This window comes from Bacillus sp. XT-2 (genome assembly GCF_025696525.1).
GTDB classification, from domain to species: domain Bacteria; phylum Bacillota; class Bacilli; order Bacillales; family Bacillaceae; genus Bacillus; species Bacillus halotolerans.
Map to the genome: position 1 here is coordinate 175043 of NZ_JAHVOC010000003.1, position 25089 is coordinate 200131.

General features: G+C 46.0%; 2 protein-coding genes (1 of these 2 running past the window's edge). Both read right to left on the reverse strand.

The window, feature by feature from the left end; all coding sequences use genetic code 11:
* A complete protein-coding gene (locus KXD37_RS10745) occupies positions 1 to 13740 on the reverse strand; it encodes a type I polyketide synthase (protein WP_263463523.1) in 13740 nt (4579 codons plus the stop codon).
* Positions 13724 to 25089, reverse strand: partial view of a non-ribosomal peptide synthetase gene (locus KXD37_RS10750; protein ID WP_263463524.1) — the 3' portion only. Its footprint extends 3787 nt past the window's final position; 11366 of the gene's 15153 nt are visible here — the last part of the coding sequence; its start codon lies beyond the right edge, outside the window — the gene reads right to left on this strand; its stop codon occupies positions 13724 to 13726. The genes KXD37_RS10745 and KXD37_RS10750 overlap by 17 nt, the downstream gene beginning before the upstream one ends.

Sequence of the window (25089 nt, forward strand, 5' to 3'; positions counted from 1 at the left end):
TTATTTGAAAGTTTTCCAAAACATTTCTTTAGGAGCACCCTTGTCTGAAAACCCTTGACCCCGCTCAGTTTGAGCTGATAGGGCTCGATTCTCTGTTAAAACGGGCCGCCGATGCAGTGCCGGCAGCGGCAAAGGCTTTCTTCTGATCGGCCGATCAGCCGAGTCATCCCAAGCTTCTATAATCAAGTGGGCATTCGTTCCTCCATCAGCAAAACAATTGATTGCTGCAGCCGGCGTTTTCTCTTTCCACTCGGCTTGTGTTTTACAAAAATACAAATCCGTTTCCTCAATATTAAAATGCGTCATTTTCTCATCACCTGACAGGAACGGAACCAATTGTCTATGTTTCAGCATCAAAGCGACCTTAATCAGGCTTGCTATCCCTTCTGCGCATAAAGGGTGGCCGATGTTAGGCTTAACCGACCCCAATCCTAATGGAGCATTGCAGCGAGAGCGGTAAATCGCTTGAATCGCCTTAAGCTCAAGCAAGTCTGTCACAATTGAACCAGATCCATTTGCTTCGAGATAACTGATTTCTTCAGGCTTTTTGCCGCTTTTCTCAAGCGCCGACAGCATCACGTCCTTTTGCGCCTCAAGATTCGGTGCGGACGGACCTGCGGTTCTTCCGTCATTGTTTACAGCTGCGGCTTTAATGACAGCATAAATGGAATCTCCGTCTTCAAGTGCTTGGCTGACCGTTTTGACTAAAACCATTCCCACGCCTTCTCCTAAAACGACGCCTTCTGCTCGCTTGTCAAATACATGGAAAGACGGCTTGTCACTTAAAAGTCCGCGCTCCTGAAACATTCGATGTGCATCTGTATCGAGCAAACTGACACCGCCGACAACCGCTGCCTCGATATCTCCGTTTCGTAAAGCCTGAATGGCCATATTCATGCCGACCAATGCAGAGGAACAAGCTGTATCCAGAACAATACTCGGTCCTCGCAAATCAAAAAATTGTGAAATATTAGCGGCTAAATAGTTTTGTCCTCCAGCCACAATCGGATTTCTCGCTTTTGAAAGACTGGATTGATCAGGCTTGTGCTGACTGCGACCTCCTATATAGACACCAGCCCGCCTGCCTTTCATTTCCTTTTCGGTGTACCCGGCGTGATACATCAGCTTCAGACTTTCTTCCAATACTGCCAAAGCCTGCGGGTCCATTGCTCTGACATCATCATCGGACATCAGGAAGAAATCAGGATCAAATCGGTTCAGGTCCTCGATTACCCCGGCATAATACGAGCTTGAATTGCCAAAGCGTTCATGCGGCACAGGTTTGATCTCTGATCGACCGTCACGTATTAAATCCCAGTATGCCTCCAGCGTTTCCGCTCCGGGAAATCGGCATGTCAGGCCAACGATCGCGATGTCTTCTGCATGAACTGCCGGTTTTATATCGCTTGCCTTTTGCATTTGCTGTTTCGCCGCGGAAGCCTGATCGGGCGGCAATGATGCCGCATCAGGCGCATGTTCTTTTGAGTCAGCTGAATGTACAGCATCTGATAAGGCAGATTTATATTCAGATATCAGCCACTTTGCAAAAGATTCTATTGTGGGGTATTCAAATAAAATAGATGGATCGATATCTCCTTTTAACTTTTGATTAATCTGCTGTAATAGCTGAGCCAAAATAATCGAATCTACTCCGTATTCTTGAAAAGGCTCATCAGTTTCAAGGTCTTCGGCGCCTATCTTCAGCTCGTCAGAAAAAATAGTCACAAGCCATTCTACTGTTCCATGGAACAAGCTTTGAGCGCTGTCTGATTTTCTTGTCTCAGCACGTTGGAAAGCCTTATCCGTCAGTGAGTGCTGCATGAGCTTACCCGGCTGCCATACATCTGTATGGTGAATCGCGGGCAGGACAACAGCTTGCTGTTTTTCAGAAAGAATCTGATCCAGAAGCTGCAATCCCTCCTCGTTATTCAAGCCTAACAGTCCGGTCTGTTCTAAAGCTTTGCTTCGAACCTCGCCTAAGCCGGTCTCCTTCCAATTTGGCCACTGAATGCTGACGATCGGATATTTATCTTTATGTGATTCTGCAAAATAATCCATAAATGCATTCGCCATTGCATAATCAGCTTGTCCGGCCGCAAGCACAGGGACGGTCGCTGATACAGATGAAAATAAAACAAAGAATTGCAGCGGCTCATCTTTGAGCAGGTCAAATAAGGTTTGAAGCCCTCCGACTTTCGGCTCCAGCACGGCTTGAATTTCTTCTGCTGATTTTCTTATAAATGCCGGATTATGTTTATTCACAGCCCCGGCACAATGAATCACTCCGCCAATCGCTCCCATCGTTTGCTGAATCGTCTCGATGCTTTGTTTGACAGCAAGCGGATCGGATAGCTGAAGAGACTGTACTTGTACTTGAGCGCCCATTTCTTCCAACTCTTGGATGTCTTTCAATTTCTGAGCAAGCGGCGTGTTTTTCGCTTTAAGAAACTCCCACTGTTCACGCGGGGGCATGACTTCACGGCCGGTGAGAACCAATCGTTTCACCCCGTATGTTTGCACAAAATGACGCGCACACACCATTCCAAGCCCTCTTGTCCCCCCTGTAATCAGCAGCACCTGGTCTGACGGAAACGATAATTCTTTTTGATTAACAGCATCTGCTGTTCGCTCGTCCAAATATGCGCGATAACGCCGTCCGTCTCGATAACAGACTTCGGTGTCTGTACTGTCAGCATAAAATTCATCTGCAATCTGTCTGGCCAGCTCCTTTTCGGCTGTTACATGGTCTGTGTCCATATGTCTTGATGTAAGGTGACTGTATTCACTTTGGAGCATTCGGTATAGACCAGCCCGGGATGCACCGGACAGATTAACATCTTTATTTTCAAAAGACTCGAGCCCCTTCGTCACACACAAGACAGTCAATTCTTGCTTGTGTTTACGGCCAAGCTCAATCAGTTTTTGCAGCCAACTGATCCAGTTTATCGATTGCTCATGGCTCATTCCGCATCCGATCAAATCCACTGCTCCGCCGACATTTTCCCAGTCGGCGTCTGACAGATGCTCAAGCTCTTGTATGTCAATGATGCGATAGCTCGAGAAATACAGGGAAAGCTCTTCAGCCAATGACCTTGTTTCTGCGTTTGCCAATATGGCAACCGTTTGGCTCATACGTTCTGCTGATGTAATCGGGCAATCCTGCCACTGTTTTTGTAACAAGCTCTGTTTCGTAGGCCGTACAGCAGATGGCAATGCCGAACGGCTGTCTTTTTCTGCAGCATCTTCAATTGGGAGCCAATAGTATTCTTCTGCAAACGGATAAGCAGGCAGACTGATTCGGCGAGGCACGTGATCGCCATAAAGCTTGTTCCAGTTTATTCGCAATCCTTTTACCCATAATTCTGCTAGCTTCTCCAGCCTTTTTTTCTCAATCCACGTTTCCAGCAGGATTTTGGCGTCATTATCTGTTTCAAACACTTTCATTTCACTTTTCTTCGTTTTGACATGCGCGTCATAGATTTCCGTATTCGGAATATCTGCAATATAGTCTTCTAACGTTTTGATAAGCATTTCTCTCGAATCAGCCAAAAATGCCATTCGGTAGTCCATTGGTTCCCGGCCAGTCTGAAGGGTATATGCCATATCATCCAGATTGATATCTTTATTAGAATCTGCGAAGTCTCTCATCAATTGGGCATAAGCCTTCAATTGCTGCCTCTTTTTCGCTGAGAGCACAAATAGCTTTGAATGATGGCGATCTGGCAATGGATCATTGTTTCTATCAGACTGATATTCTTCAATCACGAGGTGGGCGTTCGTTCCGCTATATCCAAAAGAACTCACACAGGCCCGCCGCGGTTTTCTATCACCCGTTTCCCAATGCTTAAGCTCAGTGTTTACATACAAAGGCGATTCTTCAAATTGAAAATGCTCATTAGGTTCAGAGAAGTTCAGTGTAGGCACCAGCGTTTTATGTTTCATGCACATCAGCACTTTTTGAACACCGGCAACACCCGCTGCCGCTGATGTATGGCCAATGTTGCTTTTCACAGAACCGATCGCACAAAATTGCTTTTTGTCTGTTTTCTCTTTAAAGACGGTGGACAGCGCCTCTAATTCTATTGGATCTCCTTGTTTTGTTCCGGTGCCGTGCATTTCAACATAGCTAATGCTTTCAGGATGTATGCCATATGTCTCATATATATCCCGTTCCAGATCCATTTGGCTTTTCACGCTCGGTGCCGTAATTCCGTTTGTTTTCCCGTCCTGATTAATGCCCGAACCGATAATAACACCATAGATGTGATCACGATCCGCTTCTGCATCTTTCAGCCGTTTCAAAACGAGCGCTCCTGCCCCTTCTCCGGGAACAAAACCATTTGCGCCATTATCAAATGCTTTGCATTGTCCATCAGGAGACAGCATGCCGGCTTCACACATACTGATGTAAGATTCCGGTGTCAGGTATAAAGTGACTCCTCCCACCAGCGCCATATCAATTTCTTTGTTTACTAATGCTTGACGCGCTAAATGTGTACCGACTAGTGAGGATGAGCATGCCGTATCGATCGGAATCGCCGGCCCTTTTAAATTGAGATAATACGGAATACGCGCTGCCGCTATCGCAAAGCTGTTTCCGGTGGCGCTTGCTCTTGCCTGATTCCGATTCAGCATCACTCCGTATTCATTGCTCATAATGCCAAGATAAACACCGCACTTTTTATTGCTTAACGTTTGCGCATTATATCCGGCATCCTCGAATGCTTTATAGCCTTCCTGCAAAAAGATTCGATGCTGCGGGTCTATCAGTTCAGCTTCTGACGGCGGAATATTAAAAAACAGCGGATCAAAATGTTCAATATCATCCAGCATCCCCAGTGATTTGCAGTAGACTTTCCCCTTTTGATTCAGTGCCGGGTCATAGTATTTGTCTACATCCCACCGTGATTTCGGAATGTCACGAATCGCATTTCTTGCATTGACCAGATGATCCCAATATTCTCTTACATCCTTGGCACCGGGGTATCTGCCTGCCATCCCGACTATGGCTATCGCATCGTCTCGGTAACCTTGATGAGATCGGTCTGGTTTCTGTTCAGGCGCTTTCATCGCTGGCAGCCGAACGGGCTGAATCGAACGCTCCGCGGGTTTCGCTTTAGCTTTAGCTGTTGCTTCAGGCTGTTTATTCTCTTGGAAAAGCTCATCCGCTCTTTCTTTACTTCTATTACTATGATTGACAAGCTCGGCTTTTAACATATTTGCAAACTGACGAATTGTTGGATAATCATAAACTTTGGTAACTGAAAATGATGTGCCATATTGCTTATTGATTGCTTTTATCCATTCTAGTCCTGTAATGGAGTCCATTCCGATATCGATAAAGGTGTCATCAATATCGACCTCTTGGGAATCCATGCATAACACTTCAGCAATGCTTTCCTTTAATTCATCATTCAGTGTTTCAATTGTTCCAGCATATTGACTGGAAGCAGAAATTTCCGCAGCTGCATATTGAATGTCTTCAACTGGTTTCTGCTGCTCCGGCTCATGATGGCCTAAAGGCGGCAACGAAATATTATCCGGTTTAGATAAGATGGATTCCCGTTGTATCGGTGTATACGTCTCCTCTGATTTTTGCGGATGGTTTTCTGCATTTTCTCCATCAGCTTGTGTGCTTAATTCATCTTTTAAGAAAGCGGCAAAATCACGGATTGTCGGATAATCATAAACCTTGGTCACAAGAAGCGATGTACCAAATTTCTTATTGATTGATTTTATCCATTCAAGACCGGTAATGGAGTCCATGCCGATATCAATAAATGCCTCGTCCGGGTCGATTTCAATTTGATCCATATATAACACGTCTGCTAAGCTTGCCGTCAGTTCATCACATAAGACTTCAGCAGTTATGGTTTGCTGCTTTCTAACCGGCTGCAGCGGAACAGATGTACTTTGCTGTGTTTCCTGACTGCTTGCCATCAAAGGCTGCAACGAAATATTGGCAGGCTTACCGCTGACTTTTTCCGGAATAAATGGATCTTGGATGACTGGCTGTGATGTAACAGCCGGCTTCACTGGTCTTTTTTCAACTGTCTTCACCACAGTTTCTTCTATCCAATAACGGTCTCTTGCAAAAGGATAGGCAGGCAAGCTGATACGGCGCGGCTTACCATTTTGATAAAGCATGTTCCAATCGATATTTAACCCTTTGACCCAGAGGTCTAAAAACTTTGCAAATTTTCCTTTGCGAACCCATGCTTCAATTGTCTTCGCCATATCTTCATCAGCCGCAAAAACTGCCATGGTTTCTTTATTTCGCTTCACTTGTCCCCGATATAAGTGTTCAATGTGTTCTTTTCCAGAGATAAAATCATTCAGTTTTTCTTTAAGCTCCTGCATATTTTCAGCCACAAACGCCAAACGCTCATTCATTGCTTCCCGTCCGACCTGAAGCGTATATGCGATACGAGGCAGATCGGCTTCAGAATAACGCCCCTCACGGAGAACATCCAGCAATCGTTCCGCCCGTTTTTGAAGTCTCTCTTCATTTTTTGCTGAGAGCACAATAACAGCCGCCTGTCCCGCTGAAGAATGCTCTGGCTCAGATTTGGAAGCATATTCTTCTATTAGAATATGGGCGTTACCCCCTCCGGCGCCAAATGATGAGAGGCCTGCGACTCGCGGATATTCAATTTCTTTTCCATTTACTTCAATGATCGGCTTCTTCCATTCTTCAAGCTCTTGCTGGACTTTGAATGGAGAATTAAAGAAGTCAATATTCGGATTCAGCACTTTTGAATGAAGGGAAGGCGCCAGCTGTCTGTATTTCATTTGAAGCAATACCTTTGTTAATCCCGCAATGCCCGCTGCACTCTCACAGTGCCCGATATTTGATTTGGCTGAGCCTATGGCACAAAATTGTTTGTCTTTCGTATGTTCTGAGAACACTTTAGCCAGCCCTGTTATTTCAATAGGATCTCCGAGTGAAGTGCCTGTGCCATGCGCTTCGATATAACTGATAGCCCGCGGGTCAATTTGCGCCTCTGTAACCGCCTTTTTAATGACATCTGCCTGGGCTTTCGGGTTAGGAACTGAGTATCCGTTTGTTTTTCCCCCGTGGTTAATGGCTGTGCCCTTAATGACTCCATAAATGTGATCGCCATCTTCAATCGCTTTGGACAATGGCTTAAGGAGTACAGCTCCAACGCCTTCTCCCGGCACATAGCCGTCTCCTCCCTGTCCAAAGCTTTCACACCTGCCTTTACTTGACATAAATTTGTTCTGTCCAAGCATCAAATATTTATTGGGGTGGATTGAAACATTGACTCCCCCTGCGAAAGCTGCCTCACATTCACCGCGCTGCAAGCTTTGGCAAGCCAAATGTATAGCGGTCAATGAAGAAGAACACATCGTATCCAGAGCCATACTCGGTCCATGGAAATCGAAATAATAGGATACCCGGTTTGCTACAGAGGATGGATTCCCCGGTAAAGCCAGAGACCGGCCCCGCGCTTGTTCTTGCGCTCCGTACAGCTGATATTCTTCGTACATGACACCGACGTAAACGCCTACGTCTCCGCCAAGTTCAGCATCCTGTTTACGGCCGAGGTGCTCTCTTGTATATCCGGCATCCTCCATCGTTTCGTAAACACATTGCAAAAATAAACGCTCCTGCGGATCCATTAATTTCGCTTCACGAGGAGAGATATGGAAAAATTGCGGATCAAACTTATCTACATCCTTAATAAAGCCTCCCCACTTGCTGTACGTTTTTCCTGGTTTGTCCTTATCTTTATCGTAATAGAGACTGTGGTCCCAGCGGTCTTCAGGAATCTCGGTAATACAGTCGTGGCCGTCCCTCAAGTTTTTCCACAGTTCATGGATGTTGTCTGCTTGCGGATAGCGTCCGGAGATTCCGATAATCGCAATCTCTTCCGTTTCTTTTTCAGCAGACTGCTTTTGCACATTTCTTTGCTTGGGGACGAATCCGGACTTTCTGCGGCGAACCGGACTTTCTTTTTTCTCTTCGGTCTCAGAATCTGTCTTTCTATTTTCTTCTATTGAAGAAGATGTTTCTGATTCAATCCCCAAGATGTGTAACAGCTTTTCTCTATGTGATTCAGTAAAATACTGTGATAATGACCGAATATTGAGGTATTCAAAGAACAAGGTTTTAGACAATGAACCGAATACTTTTTCTAATTGTCCGGTAACATGCATGATCATAATTGAATCGATTCCGTAATCCTCCATTGGAGCTTCGGCGTCAATCTGGCTGACAGGCAGCTTTGTAACTGAGGAAAGCACACTCTTGAAATAATCCTCTGCTTTTTCTCTCAGCATCTCTTCATCGGCTCCCATCACGGAACTCGCATTTTCAGTATGCTGAATTTCACTTTTGTATTTTCCATTTGGAGATTGCCCATTTCCTGTTTGATCCAAAAATGAATGGATTTTGCTCACAACGCCTGCAGCCACCATCAGCTGCGATTTTCCTGAGGTCCATCCATGGTATAATGCCTGAATTCCGTCATCTGCTTCCATGGCGACCATACCTGTATCTCTCGTCAGCATCCTTTCGGTTTCAGCATCAACATGCATGCCTCCGTCTTTCCACAGCGGCCAGCTCATGGAAAGGGTTTTCCCGTAGCGCTTGTGCTGTGCTGCTTGGACATTCCGGTACTCGCTGAATGTATTCATAAAAGCATTTGCCATTGCGTAATCTGCCTGTCCTGCACTTCCCACTGTCCCGGCATTTGAAGAAAAAAGGATAAAAAAGTCGAGCGGGATATCTTTCGTTGCTTCGTCAAGATGAATCAGGCCGGTGACCTTTGGAGCGAGCACATCTTGAATCTCATCTTTCTTTTTTCTAATAATGAAATTATCTTTTATAATGCCAGCGCTATGAATGATGCCATTTAAGCCGCCATAGTCCTCTTGAATCTCTTTCGTTAAAGCCATAACAGCTTCTTTTTCAGTCATATCTGTTTGTCTATAAACAACACGCGCGCCCATTTTCTGTAACTTCTGAAGCTCTGACTGCTTTCTTTCATTGACAGGAGACCTGCCTGTGAGAATCATGACAGCCTCACGCGTTTTGTTTGCAATTTCATTTGCAAATAGGAAACCAAGCCCCCCTGCACCGCCTGTAATCAGATAAACCCCTTTATCCTTCCATGGCATGTCGGTGCCCGGTTGATCAGCTGCTGTCTCTTTCCATTTGCTTACATACCGTTTTCCTTGCCAATATCGGATATGGTTATCATGAGGATATTGCCTGCATTCTGCTAATGTTTCGGCCAGATCGCTTGCAGATATCCCTGAATCAAATTCAATCAGCTGGCCATTGAATGCTGGGTTTTCCAGCTGGGCCGTTTTGAGAAGTCCCGCTAAGCCGTTTAGCAGCTGCGGTTCGTCCAATGCAGGAACAGCGACTTGAACGAGCACATTCCCGCCAGGTTTTGAGTTTAGCAGCTGTTGAATGTCTTCGAATAACTGTAAAGCATACGCTTTAAACCGTTCATGAACTGCCTGCCCGCTTATTTCTAATACCGTACAGTCAAACTTGTTCCGGATTCTTTCGATTTGCCTTTCTGCCATATCACAAACAATAACTTTATGCCTCTGATATTCTATTAACTCATTTTTCTCTGAAACAGTTGCTTCTTCCCATATATGCTCGAATAAAAGTGTGCCAGTTGCTAAATCTGTCTCGTTTTCTAGAGTTCTGGCAGAATAGCCTTTCATTCGCACGCATACCTGGCCCACTTCATTACACAAATCGATGTCAAGCTTCTGAATACGATCCGCGGCGGTACTGTCCTTGCTGTATTTCACGCGGGCCCACATCGAAGTCTCACAATCTTTGAAAATTTGGATATCCTGCAATGCGAAAGGCAGCATTGCTTGGCTTTCTGTCAAACTGGCATCCTCTGTTCCAAGCCTCAGACCGATAGAAGCTTGAAATGCCGCATCTATCATGCTCGGATGCAAAACATAATGATCTTGGGTATGTGAAACGACAGACGGCATCGTCAATTTAGCTAGAGCTTCGTTTGCCCCGACATATATAGTATCAATCGCTCTGTGGCCGTCACCGTACTCAATTCCCATTTCCGCATAAGCGTCATAGCATACACCAGGCGGCAGAATGCGTCTACTGCAGCTTGCTTTCACCTTTTCAATATTCAGTTTAGGAGCTTCTTCAGTCTGGCAAAGCACAACGCTTCCTTGGCCGTATATCACCGGTTCCTCCCCCGCGCTGTCACTCTCCCTGCAGATTTCGAACAAAATATCACCATTGTCTTCCGGATAAAGGTGAACGTATATGACTGATTGCAGATCTGTGACAGCAACAGGGCGAATCCAAACGATATCCTGAAGACGAATATCTGCATGCATCTGGTTCGTAGCCGCCTTTTCTGCAGCTGCCCGAACCATTTCTAACAAGGCTGCACCGGGTAAAATGTGCTGACCTTTAATGACATGATCCTTTAAGAAAAATTCACGCCCTGTGAACTCTGAACGAAAACGCACGCCCGACATGTCAGACACATTTTCGTGCAGGAGAGGATGAATGGCATGGCCTAGGGTCAAATTCTGTTTTGGCAAGTCAATCTCTGTCTCTTTCTCCGGTACCCAATACCGCACTTTTGCGAAAGGGTATGTCGGCAAGCTGATCCGCTTAGGTTTGTTTCCCCCGTATAAGAGCTTCCAATCAACCGCAGATCCGCCGGCCCATTTTTCAGCGATCAGGTTTAGATTTTCTTGTTCCAGCCATTTATGTACTGTTTCTCCGGAAAGTGATATATCACCGGTTTCTTTTGTCATTCGGCCCTTCCAGCAATGCTCAATGGTTTCCTGTCCTTTTAGATATGCTTCTAATTGACCTCTCAATTCTTGAATCCCGCCTGCTAAAAAAGCAACCCGCTCTTCCATCGGTTCACGGCCAATCTGCAATGTATAAGCTACATCTCTGATTTCAATACCCTCATGAAGAAAATCGAGAAGACGTTCCGCATACACATGAAGACGTTCTTGATTCCGGGCAGAAAGCGGAATAATCACCGGTGTGGTGTCAGGTACAGACACGGTCTGCTCCGCTGCTTCAGGAATGTATTCTTCTAAAATCATATGGGCATTAGACCCCGTTGCACCGAACGAACTGATGCTTGCCCGGCGCGGATAGATGATTCCCTCACCATTCTCATTGATAACAGGCTGCTTCCAAGTTTCGGTTTTATGCTGCACATAAAATGGCGACTTTTCAAAGTCTACGTACGGGTTCAGCTCTTCTGAATGCAAAGAAGGCACGAGGGTTTGATGGTGAAGCTGAAGGGCGACTTTGCTTAAACCGCTGATACCTGCGGCGGATTCCGCATGCCCGATATTTGACTTGACAGAACCGATTGAACAGAACTGACGATCCTCTGTATATTGGCGGAACGCTTTTACCAGACCCTGTAATTCGATCGGATCTCCTAAAGATGTACCGGTTCCGTGCGCTTCCACATAACTGACAGTCCGCGGGTCAATCCCTGTTTTCTCCAAGCATGTCTCAATCAGATCAGCTTGTGAAACAGGACTTGGCACAGAAATCCCGCTTACAGTTCCTACATGGTTGACTGCACTTCCTTTAATTACTGCATAAATACGATCTCCATCTTTCTCGGCCTGACGTAAAGGCTTTAATAAGACCGCACCAATTCCTTCTGCCGGCACATAGCCGTCCCCATCCTTGCCAAACGTGCGGCAGTGCCCGTCAGTGGAAAACATATCCCAAACACCGTACGTCATATACTTATTCGGGTGCAGAGAAAGGTTAACACCGCCGGCTAATGCTACCTCGCACTCTCCGTGACGAAGGCTTTCCAACGCCAGATGTACGGCAGTTAAAGATGAGGAACATACCGTATCAACCGCCATACTCGGACCGTGGAAATTGCAAAAATAGGACACTCTGTTGGCAATTTGCGCATAGTTGAGAGAGAGAGGGAACACATTTTCCTTCGATGCTGCTTCAGCACCGACTAATGTATAATCCTTGTGCATGACGCCGGCAAAAACGCCTACATGCTGTCTTTTGTTCCGTCCTCTAGGTGTGGCCAACGTCTTCGGCGTGTAGCCAGCATCCTCAATCGTTTCCCAGCATGTTTCTAAAAACAGCCGCTCCTGAGGATCCATTGTCTCCGCTTCTCTCGGCGTAATTCTGAAAAATTGGGGATCAAAGCAATCAGGATCATCAATAAATCCGCCCCACTTAGAAATGCTTTTTCCTGAAGGGGAGGTGATTCCTTCAAAGCGCCTCCAATCCCAGCGCGACTCGGGAATCTCACTAATGCAATCCATTCCCTCTTTCAGATTGTTCCAAAAGTCATGAATATTGTTTGCCTTCGGGTACCGGCCCGCCATGCCGATAATCGCAATGTCTCCTTCTGCTGCCTTCAGAGATGCAGTTCGGGCAGAATCCTCATGTATACGTCTCTTCCGGCTTTCAGCAGTACCGCGATCAATTGTGCGAATAGCGGCACGCTTTCGTTCGTTTTGATCAATAGAATGAGAGGAGGTAAAATGCTCACCGTACTCCTGGGCAAGAAACGCTGACAGCTCCGCAATCGTGGTATGCTCAAACAGGAGAGTCGGTGAAAGGCTCTCACCAATTTTGTCACTGATGGTTTCTACCACTTCAAGCAAACCGGATGAATTCAGTCCCATTTGATAATAGCCAACCTGCTTTTCAATCTGTTCAACCGCCTTATTGATTTTGTCTGCGATTAATTGGCTGACGAATTGTTCAGCTGCCTCGTATGTCCCCGTACTCTCGGCTGACGATGACACCTCTTTGATTCCTTCTGCAGCCTGTGAAAGTTCGGCTGTATCTTTACTCGCCTCCTGGCTTTGAGGCAAATCCTTGCGGCCTCCATGAATAAGCTCTGCTTCACGCACTAATTTACTTGTGAAGTTTTTCAGTTCAGCTACCTTTTCTCCCGAAGCATTAAAAAATTCAAGCGTTACATAAATGAGCTCTTTTTCCTGACGGACAGATGAACGCTTAATTCTTGTCATGCAATGCGTCTGCAAAAGGGCTGAAGCAGAAAAAGATTCATAGAACAGAGGCAAAAACAGCCTCTGTTCCCCTTTAAGCAAAGATGTAAGCAAATTGTTGGCTCCCACTCCGCTCCCATCGATGAGAGCCGGATGAAACATAAAGCCTTCTGCATGAAGCATAGCTTCGGAGCCAAGAGAAAGATCAAGGAGCACACCGTCTTCCTCTTCATAAATATGTCCATTCGCTTTCATATATCCGCTATGCACAAGTTCCTGGCGTCTGCACTGTTCATACACATCATCGAGCTGTACAATCGTGTCCGGAATTGCTTTGAGGTGATTGACCTCCAGTGTTTCTTCAAACACTGCCGGCACGTCGGTGTGCATATCAGCCTTCATAAAGAGCTTTTCATCTGACGCTTCTTTATCACGGCGTTTTTCGAAGCCTTTAACTGATATTTGCCAATGCCCTTCATTTTTCTCCGTGCAATCGATATTGAGCATAATTACCGAATCCTGTCTAGCAGTCAACGGCTGGTAAATGGATAAGTTCCGCAGTTGAAGCTCTGAGAAGGAATAGCCGTGTTCTCTGAATATCTGGTAAATCATATCAATATAAGCCAAACCCGGAAGAACATGTTGTCCGTAAACCACATGGTGATAAATAAACGGATTTTTTAACGATAGAGTGAGTTGCTTCGTTATATTTTTCACGTTAGACCTCCACTTCATAAGAATCCCATATGTTTGCTGTGTCCATTTTTAAGGTCTCCTCTTCCGGCTTTGACGCGCCAGCCGAAAACACCCGTTTCTTTAATTCAGGAGGCGATATTGGACTACGCTTAATCACACGTTTTTTATCTTCATCCCACGCCTCTAAAATGACATGGGCGTTTGTCCCCCCATCGGCAAAGCAGTTAATGGCCGCAGCAGGCAGCGGTTCTGTCCATTTTTCCAGCGATCGGCTGAACGTGAGATTCGCTTTCTGCTTATCGAAATGTGACATCTCTTTATCACCTGATAAAAATGGAACAACACTGCGCTCTTTCATCATCAGAACAACCTTGATAAAACTTGCGATTCCTTCAGCACAAAGCGGATGTCCGATATTCGGCTTGATTGATCCGAGCGAAAGGGGATTTGCGTTCCCTGAACGGTACACGGATTGAATCGCTTTAAGCTCAAGCAGATCGGTTACCATTGAACCTGATCCGTTTGCTTCAAGATAGCTGATGTCCTCTGGCTGTTTTCCGCTTTTGGCAAGCGCAGCCTTCATGACTTCCTTTTGCGCTTCCAAATTAGGTGTTGCAGGCCCTGCGGTTCTTCCGTCATTATTGACCGAGGCCGCTTTGACCACAGCATAAATGGTATCTCCGTCTTGTATGGCCTGTTTTACCGTTTTTAACAGAACCATTCCGACACCCTCACCTAAAACAACGCCATCAGCACGCTCATCAAACACATGGAAGGATGAACGCTTACTTAAAATGCCGCGCTGCTCAAACAGCCGGTGAGAGGCGTCTGAACCAAGCAAGCTGACACCGCCCACTACAGCAGCTTTCATATCCCCGCTGTGTAAGGCCTGAATAGCCATGTTCATGCCGACTAAAGCTGATGAACATGCTGTATCTAACACAACACTCGGGCCGCGGACATCAAAAAATTGTGAAATATTTGCCGCTACATAATTCTGGCCGACTGTCACGATAGGATTCTTCGTATGAAGAAGACTCTCTTCATCAGGCTTGTGCTGGCTTCTGCCTCCAAGATAGACACCGATAGATTCACCCTTTATTTCATCTGGTGTATATCCGGCGTGATACCAAAGTTTCAAACACTCTTCCAATACCAATAACGCTTGCGGGTCCATCGCCTTTACATCCTCTTCATGGAGCAGGAAGAAATCATGATCGAAATGGCTGATGTGATCAATGACTCCGGCATAATACGGTGACTGATAACCCCAGCGCTCTGCCGGAACCGGTCCGATTGACGAGCGTCCCTCAGATAATAACGACCAATATGCTTCCAGTGTATCCGCCCCCGGAAAGCGGCAAGATAATCCGACAACGGCGATATCCTCTGGATGAGAACTCGGTGACGAGGACACCGGCACCTGTCTTCGGCTGACAGAAGCAGGATCCTCCGCAGGGTGAGGTGTGACTGTCTCAGTTCTATTTGCCGAAGATGCTTCCGCATTTTCCCCTATCTTGTCTCCAAACAGAGCAGTCAAGGATTCGGCATAAGATCCTACAAGCCAATCAGCAAAGCGCTGAATTGTTGGATATTCATAAAGAATAGATGGATCGAGCGCTGTGTCTAACTTTCGATTAATACGCTGGAGCAGCTGTGCCAAGATAATAGAATCTACACCATAATCCTGAAATAAATCATCAATTTTCAGGTGTTCGCGTTCGATTCTCAGCTCTTCAGAAAACAAAGCAACAAGCCATGTCCGCGTTTCATCTAAAAGCAGCTCATGTTTAGCCGGCTCTGCGGTTTTCCCGATTTTTTCAGATTGTGATACAAGCAAAGCTTCTTCTTTCAATCCAGATTCTTGCCGGATCCGCCGCTCCATCAGCCGGTCTGGCTTCCAATTTTCCTGATTCGTTATAGCAGGGAGGACAACCGGCTGCAAGGTCCCAGATAAGATTTGATCCAGAAAACGCAAGCCCTCTGAATTCGTAATGCTCAGCAAGCCGCTTTCTCGATATGCTTGATTTGTCACTTCCCCCATACCGGTTTCTTTCCAATTCGGCCACTGAATGCTGAAGATTGGCGCATTTTCCTTATGTGCTTCTGCAAAATAATCCATATAGCTGTTAGCCATGGCATAATCAGCTTGTCCAGCCGAAAGTGCCGGAATAATGGCCGAAACAGAAGAAAATAATACAAAAAACTGTAGTGGCTCATGACTTACATAGCGATAAAGGGTTGTAAGCCCAGACACCTTCGGCTCCAGTACCTGCCGCATATCATCAGCTGTTTTGCGGATAAACGCCAAGGTATCCATGTCCGTTATTCCTGCACAATGAATGACTCCGCCAATTGGCCCCATTGTTTGATTGATTTCATGTAAGGCTTGCTGTACTTGTGTCTCATCAGACAAAGAGAGTGACAGCATTTGAACTTGTATGCCTTGTGCCTCCAGCTCCCGTACCGCTTGAATTTTCTGCGCCGCAGAGGTATTTAATGTCTCAGCATGAGCCCATTCTTCTCGCGGAGGAAGCTGCTCACGTCCTGTCAAAACCAGCTTTTTCACTCCATAGTGTTCCGCAAAATGCCGGGCGCTTAATAGTCCGATTCCTCTTGTCCCGCCTGTAATGAGAAGCACATGTTCTTCCGGGAAGGTCTGTCGATCTTCGACTCCTCTCCAGGTTACCGGATGCGCTTTTAAGTAAGCCTGGTACCGCAAGCCCTCTCTGTAGCAAACCTCCGTCTCCTCAGTATCGGAATAAAACTCCTCAGCGATCTGCTTCGCGAGAATATGAGGATGAACAGAGTCTTCCGCATCCATATGCCTTGATCTCAAATGGCTGTATTCGCTTTGAAGCATACGATACAAGCCAGCACGGGAGGCTCCTGTCATCTGCACGGAAGGGTTTTGGAATGATTCCAGCCCTTTCGTCACACAAAGCAGCATGATTCCCTCTTTATGCCCGTCTTCAACCAGCCTTTGAATCCAGCTAATCCAATGTAGCTGTTCTTCCTCGTGTCCGCCGCAACCGATTAAATCCACAAGGCCGTCAAACTGTTTCCAATCATTACTTAACTGTTCATTGTCAATCCGGCTCACATTTAATATGAGATGTTTCGGGAAATGCTTTGATACTTCAGCTGCCAAGTCTGCCGTCTCTTCATTGCTGAGAATCGCAACAGCCCTTGTCCCCGGCGTTTTTGTGGCAATCGGACTTGCGCTCCATTGTTTTGTCAAAACACATGAGGTCCGCTTTTCACTATGATCAACGAACTCTATGTTGTCCGGTTCTGAAAGACTTTTCTCTGCCGGAAGCCAATAGTAATCCTTCGCAAACGGATATGAAGGAAGGCTCATTAGACGCGGTTTGGCCGCCCCGCCATACAGTTTAGCCCAATTGACCGCGACACCTTTGACCCATAAATCCGCAAGCTTGGCGTATTTCCTTTTTCTGATCCAAGCCTCAATAGCCATTGCCAAGTCCTCATCAGCAGAAAAAATGGCCAACGCTTCTTTGTTTCGATTCGCCTGTCCGCGGAAGAGCCCTTCAGTCCCTTCCTCGCTGTCAACATACGCTTGCAGTTTTTCTTCAAGCTCCTGCATTGTGCCCGCAATACAAGCCATGCGTTCATCCATTTCTTCCCGCCCGACTTGAAGCGTGTAGGCGATACGGTGCAGATCTTGATCTGTATACTTTTTGTCACGAATGGCACCCAGCAATTGTGCAGCCCGATCCATTAGCCTTTGTTTATTTTTAGCCGACAGCACAATAATGTTCGGATGTTCAGTAAGCGCATGTCGGGAACCTGCTTTTGGAATGTATTCTTCAATCACAATATGGGCGTTTACTCCGCCAATCCCAAAAGAACTTATTCCTGCCCGGCGCGGGATTTCGTTTCCGTTCCGGTCTTTGACAGCCTTCCATTCCTCTTTTTCTTGAACAATGTAAAATGGACTGTCAGTAAGCTGCAGGTAAGGATTGAGCGTATCGCAATGCAGGCTTTTGGCCAAGGTTTTATGCTTCATCTGCAGCAGTACCTTAATCAGGCCAGAAATACCCGCTGCCAGCTCCAAATGACCGATATTGCTTTTAACTGAGCCGATCCCGCATCGATGATCCGGAACTTCCGGCTGTGTGTGCTCATCCCTATTAGACAGTTCTTTAAACGCGGCTTTCAGCCCGTTTATTTCTATCGGATCTCCCAATTCAGTCCCCGTTCCGTGCGCTTCGATATATGTGACTGTACTTGGATCTATGCCTGCCCGGCGATATGCACGCACCAGCAAATCAGCTTGCGCTTTCGGATTAGGAGATGTCAGAGTATTGGCTCTTCCTCCGTGATTTTCTGCCGTACCCCGAATGACGCCGTAAATATGATTCCCATCGCGCTCAGCATCTGTCAGTTTTTTCAGCATGACCATTCCGACACCTTCTCCTCTGACATAACCATTCGCATCAGCAGAGAATGTTTTACATCTACCGTCTTTGCTCAGCATGCCAGCTTTGCTGTAGCTAATGTGCGCCTCCTCGGTTAATATCGTGTTCACGCCTCCTGCGATTGCCATCTCACAGTCGCCGCTTTGCATAGCAGTCACAGCACGGTGAATCGCAACAAGCGAGCTTGAACAAGCCGTTTCTACCGGTTCACTTGGACCATGGGTATTTAAGAAATAACTCATTCTATTCGGACCTACCGAAGGAATCATATGGCCTGTTGCGGCATGTCCTTCAATCGGGAGATTTTCTTTAGTAAATAAATCTTTATATCCTGTATTTCCTGTGCCGATAAAGATGCCTGTCCCTGTACCTGAAAGGCTCTGCGGCGAGCATCCAGCATCTTCTATCACCTTCCATGCATATTCCATTAACAGCCTCTGTTGAGGATCTACATAATGGGCTTCACGGGGTGATATCCCAAAAAACAACGGATCAAATTCTGCTACACCATCAATAAATCCGCCCCATTTGATGTCAGTCTTATTGGCTTCTGAGTCAGGATTTCCAAAATGCTCCCGCCAATCCCAACGGTCTTTCGGGACTTCCGTGATACTGTCTTTGCCTTCCTCAAGATTTCTCCAGAATTCATCTATGTCATTGGCTCCAGGGAATCGGCCGCTGATGCCGACAATGGCGATCGGCTCATAATCGGCAGTCTGATTTGTGTTTCTTTCCTCTTTTGGCATAACAGTCTGTTTAAAGCGCTGTTTTCTCCTCTTTGTCATGCTTGGAGCCGCAGGAGCTGTTTCTTCATCTTTTTCAGGAACCGATGATATTACGTTCTCCTCAGCAAAAGCCTCCTTGTATTCATCTATCAGATAGTCAGCCAAACTTTGAATCCTTCCATATTCAAAGAAAATGGTCGGCGTCAATTCCAATTGATATGCTTCGTTAATCTGATTCGTAAATACAGTGAATGAAACTGAATCAAAGCCATACTCACTCAGCTCTGTATTGATATCGATATCTTCAACGTTCACTTTTAAAATGACGCTGACCATGTGACTCAATGAAGCTTGCAGGCTGTCTGCAGCAGATAAAGAGTTGGATGGTTCATCAGTCCCGCTGACGGCTACATCTTGAGGCAGCCATTCATCCTGATACTCAGACATTACATATTCAGCCAGGCTTCGTATACTTCCATATTCGAAGAAAATGGTCGGCGCTAACTCCAATTGGTACACTTCATTAATCCGGTTTGTAAATACAGTAAACGTAACCGAATCGAATCCGTACTCGCTGAGTTCTGTATTGATATCAATATCTTCAGTGTTAACTTTTAAAATCTCTCCGACCATCTGGATGAAAGACTGTTCCAATTTACGGGTTTGGGTGTTATGTTTATCTGCGCTTTTATGATCCGTCCGTTTGATTTTAGACCCGGAAGAGAGCAATTTTTGCTTCATTTTCGCAAGCTGACCTTCCATCACGAATACTTGCGGCTTTTCTGAAGCGATTCCTTGATAAAGGGCTTTAATGCCGTGATCACTTTGCATCGGGACCATTCCTGCGTTTTTCAACATACTCTTTTCAATTTCAGCATCAACTTGCATACCGCCCTCTTTCCATAACGGCCAGTTGAAGGAAATGGTTGTGCCGTTCCGCTTCTTAGACACGGCAAGCGCGTTTCTGTACACGGCAAATGCATCCATAAATGTATTGGCTGCTGCATAGTCTGCTTGTCCAGTGTTTCCTAAACATCCGGACACAGAAGAAAACAAGATGAAAAAGTCCAACTGCCAATCTTTGCTGCATTCATCTAGATAAAACAAACCGTTCACTTTTGGCTGTAACACTTCTTGAAACTCTTTATTTGTTTTGTGCACAATGAAGTGATCTTTTATGATGCCTGCACCGTGAAGAATTCCATTGAGATGGCCGTACGTCTCTTTGATTTCATCCATGAGCCGTGAGACCGCCTTTTGATCTCCAACATCAGCCTGTTTATAGATAACCTCTGCACCCAACTTTCGGAGAGCCTCAAGCTCCTGCTCCTTATGCTCACTTAAGACTGAGCGTCCCGTAAGAATGATGGCCGGATGAACGGCTCGATTGGCAATTTCTTTTGCAAACAAAAGGCCTAAGCTCCCCGCTCCACCTGTGATAAGGTAAACGCCATTATCCTTCCATGGCATATGAAGCTCAGCAGCTGCCGGACGCGCTATTTCACTCCAGCCTTTGACAAAGCGGTCACCAGCTTCATATTTGATCTGTTTGTCATCAGGCCTCTGACTGTCGTCTATCAGCTTTTGATGAAGGCCAATGATCTCTTCCGGATTCTCGACCTCAATGACCTGAGCTGTAAGTTTGCTGTATTCCAATTCTGCTGTTTTGAGTAATCCGGACATTCCCGCAAACAATTGCTTCTCGCCTTTCCCCGGCACAATCACTTGAATGATCAGATTAGCTTTAGAGCGAATCTTCTTTTGTATGAGTTCAAAAACCTGCTGTGTATAGCTTTGAAAACGTTCAGCGATATTCCCCTCAGTTTCATTCAGAGTAATGACATGCACATTCTGCATGCGGGATGCAATGCCGTCGCTGACCTTTCGTTCGGTTTCACAGAAGACAACGAGATGCTCTCCGTAAGATGTCACCTCTTTAGCGATCACCTCATCCTGCTTATTCCAAATCGGCTCGAGCATTAACCGCTCATGTGTAACTGCAGGTTTTGGCGAATGAACTTCTCCTTCCAACACTCTTGTTGAAAATCCCTTCATCCTTACGCATACGTCCCCAGTCTCGTCAAACAAATCGATATCCGCTTTCTGCACCATATCTCCGCCGTGATCACCGTCACTTAACCGGGCATATGCCCACATCGCAGACGTACATCCTTTGATCACTTCAAGTTCTTCAAGCGCAAACGGCAAAATCAATTTTTGCTCAGTAAATTCCTGCATGATACAGATTGTGGCAGCCTGAACAGCGGAGTCCATCATACTTGGATGCAGCACAAAACGTTCCTGTGTGTCAGAAACAGATGCTGGCAGCTGCAATCGTGCCAAAACCTCTCTGTTTCCGATATTCACTTTCTGAATTCCTTGGAATGCCGGACCATGAAACATTCCCCTGCTTCTGCCTTCCTCGTAAAATTGGTGAGGCGAAAGCTCCTTCCGGCTGCAGCGGCGCTGTAATTCACCAAGATCCCAAGCCGGCTTTTCTGCTGCAGTTATCAGTTCCGCACTGCCTTGACTGTGTATGGCTGAGCCTGACCCTTCTCCGGTACTGTAAATGTCATATGTGATTTTCCCATCCTCTTCTGGAAAGAGACTGATATGCACATGAACCGGCTGACTCTCGACCACTACAGGCTGAACCCAAACGGCGTGATTTAATTTGATTCTGACATCCTGTTCGTTTATGCTGCCTGTAGCCTTGTTTACAGCCATTTGCGCCATTTCAAGGTAGGCAACCCCAGGGAGCACCGGCTTCCCTCTCACCACATGATCTGTCAGAAAGAATTCCTCACCTGTAAAAACTGAACTGAATCTCTGCTCAGAAAAGTCTGACGTATTTTGATGAAGCAGCGGATGCAATGCACTGACGCCTGTCTGTTTAGCGGACATTCTTCCCGAAAGCTTGTGATCATCCTGTGATGCCCAGTATCGTTCCTTTGCAAAAGGATATGTCGGCAAACTCATTCTGTTTGGACGCACATCTTTGTAAAGCTGCAGCCAATCAATATGCGCTCCTTTACTCCATATCTCCGCCAGCTTGTTCACTTTTCCTTTTTCGATCCACTTCCCAATCAGTTCCGCGCTGTCTTCATCCTCTGTCAGCCATGAAACATCCTTGGCTTGCTGCTTCTCTCCTTGATAACAGCCTTCTATTGGTGAATTTCCATTGATAAAATCAGCCAGCCTTTGTTTTAACTCATCCACATGATCAGCGATAAAGGCAACCCGATATTCCATTGCTTCTCGCCCGACCTGAAGGGTATAAGCAAAATCAGCCAGACGGCCGCTTTCAAGCCCTCTTCTTTCCAAATGAACCAAAATGCCATGTACATACTCATGCAGCCGCTCTTTATTTTTTGCCGATATCGGAATGATGCAGGCCCCTGTTTGTTTCTGATCAGCAGAAACTGTTTTGTATTGCTCGAAAATCGCATGAGTGTTTGTCCCGCCAAGCCCGAACGAACTAAGTGCAGCCCTGTGCGTTTTTATTTCATTACTCAATGCTTTCTTTTGATCGACGACGTAAAAAGGAGAATTAGCTAAGTCTGTATTTGGATTCGGATCCTTATAATTGATGCTAGGAGCAAGCTCATTATGGTAAAGGCTCATCACAACCTTAATGCAGCCTGCCAGCCCGGCGGCCGTATCAGCGTGTCCTATATTGGATTTGACCGATCCGATTCCGCAAAATTGTTTTTTATTTGTATACTGCCTGTAAACTGCCGTCAACGCTGACAGCTCGATTGGATCTCCAAGCTTCGTACCTGTACCGTGCGCTTCCACATAGCTGATGGATTCAGGCTGAATATTCGTTTGATTCATGACCTTTTGAATCACGTCCGCCTGTCCTTTTACACTTGGAGCATAAAAGCCGACTTTGTCAGCTCCATCGTTATTTATACCTATGCCTCTTAACAACGCATAGATGTGGTCGCCGTCTTTTACGGCATCCGCCGCTTTTTTGAGCAATACAACGGCAACGCCCTCACCGCCAATCATTCCGTCGGCAGAGGCATCAAATGCCTTAATATGCCCATCACTTGAAAAATTCAAACCTGACTGATGTACGTATCCGATATTTGACTCGGTGTGCAATGTCGCTCCGCCGACCAAAGCATAATTAGATTCACCAGACATCAGGTTTTGATAGGCAGAATGCAATCCGATTAAAGAAGAAGAACAATTGGCATGAACGAAATAGCTAGGCCCTTTCAATCCGAGCTTATGAGAAATCATCGTCGGAATGGTTCCGCTCTGTGCAAGCACCCACGATACATAACCGTCCGGCGTTTCAAGGCTCTCCGTTGTTTCTTTTGGCAAGAGCGCGCGATATGAATTATTGCTTGCTGACATATAAACACTCGTTTCCGGAATCTGTTTGGACACGTAACCGGCATCTTCTATCGCTTTCCAGGAGTGAGTCATGAGCATCCGCAGCTGCGGATCCATAAATTCAGCATCTTTAGGTGATATTTGAAAGAAGCTTGGGTCAAACTCGTCCTTCCCTTCAATCGAGGATTTAGCCGGGACATACCGTGAGCTCTCAGTCAGTTCCTCTGAAACACCAAAACTCCGAAGCTCTTCTGTACTGAAAAATTTAATACTTTCCTTGCCGTCTCTAAGGTTCTCCCAAAACTCAGCATGGTTTTTCGCACCTGGAAATTCACACGATATCCCAATAATCGCTACACTGTCCTCATAATAATCCGGAAAATCACCAGTAACATTTTGCATGTGAATAGGCTTATCTGACTTTTCCGCTGATGCTAAAGTCAAAGAGAAACCAGTATCCGCCATTTGCTGTTCAGTGATATATTTACTGATGCCTTTGATCGTTGAGTATTCAAACAAGTCTGTGACAGTAAACTCACAGGATAGTTCATGCTTGATGCGTTCGGCAGCCGTAACAGCGAGAAGCGAATCGCCTCCCACATCGAAAAATCCGTCTTCCTGCTCAATGTCATAAACGTTCAGTACATCTTGCCAAATAGATAAAATAGTTTCCTGTATTTTCATAGAAGCAATATTCCCTTGCCTTGGCTGCTTCGCTGTCACTTTTTGTTTCTTCAGAGTATTTCTGTCTATCTTGCCGTTCGGTGTTAACGGCATATGGTCAAGCTGGGTAAAATAAGAAGGCACCATATAGGCTGGTAAACTGTTTTTTAAATAATTCCGCAGCTCCCTTGATGATAGAGATAAATTTGCATCTTTCCCTGTATAATAGGCAGCGAGCTTCTCGTCTCCATCCTGTTCAGCTGCCAGAATGACGCTTTCCTGAATAGCCGGATGTTCATTAAGCCGGCTTTCAATATCGCCAAGCTCAATGCGGAATCCGCGTATTTTCACCTGGTTGTCGATGCGGCCGATATATTCAATCCTGCCTCCCGGAAGCCAGCGTGCCTTGTCACCTGTTCTATAAAGCTTTGACCCAGGCTCAAAAGGGCTGTCTATAAATCTTTCATCCGTCAATTCACCCTGTTTGTAATAGCCCTTTGCCACTCCGTCCCCCGCAATGCAAAGCTCTCCCGGGACACCAGCCGGGACAGGCGTAAGCTGCGAATTGGTAATATAAATCCGTGTATTTGCGATAGGCCGGCCTATCGTGATGTGAGAGCTTTCTTCATTCACACGCTGGACCGCAGACCAGACTGTTGTTTCCGTAGGTCCGAACATATTCCAGGCTTCGCTGTCCGTATTGAGAAAATGCCGCTTTAGTTTTTCAGGTAAGGCTTCGCCTCCGCATAGAATCTTGACTCCCTCTTCATTTTTCCAGCCTGAATAAAAGAGCATTTTCCATGTCGCAGGAGTTGCTTGCATGATTGTCGGTCTCAAATCTTGTATGTCGCGCTTCAGTTTTTCAACGTCTTTTGTATGTTCAGTTTGGCAAATATGGCACTGCGCCCCCTTTATCAAAGGCAGATATAGCTCTAAAGCAGCTATATCAAAACAGTAGGTTGTCACAGCAAGCAGGCTATCCGCTGATGAAAGACCGGGCGTCTCACCCATAGAAACGAGAAAGTTTGTCAACGCTTTATGCGGAATCATGACACCTTTGGGCTTCCCTGTGCTGCCGGACGTATAAATGACATAAGCCAAGTTTTCCGGCTTGACGGTGCGCGAAAGAACACGTCGATCAAAAGCGGCTTGAGTGACATCATCCCAGTCCTGATCTAACAAAACTGTCTGAACCCCATTCCAGCTTAAAG

Excerpts from the sequence above, each read along its gene's own strand:
- KXD37_RS10745 (WP_263463523.1), bottom strand. The coding sequence starts at position 13,740 with ATGAAGTGGAGGTCTAACGTGAAAAATATAACGAAGCAACTCACTCTA.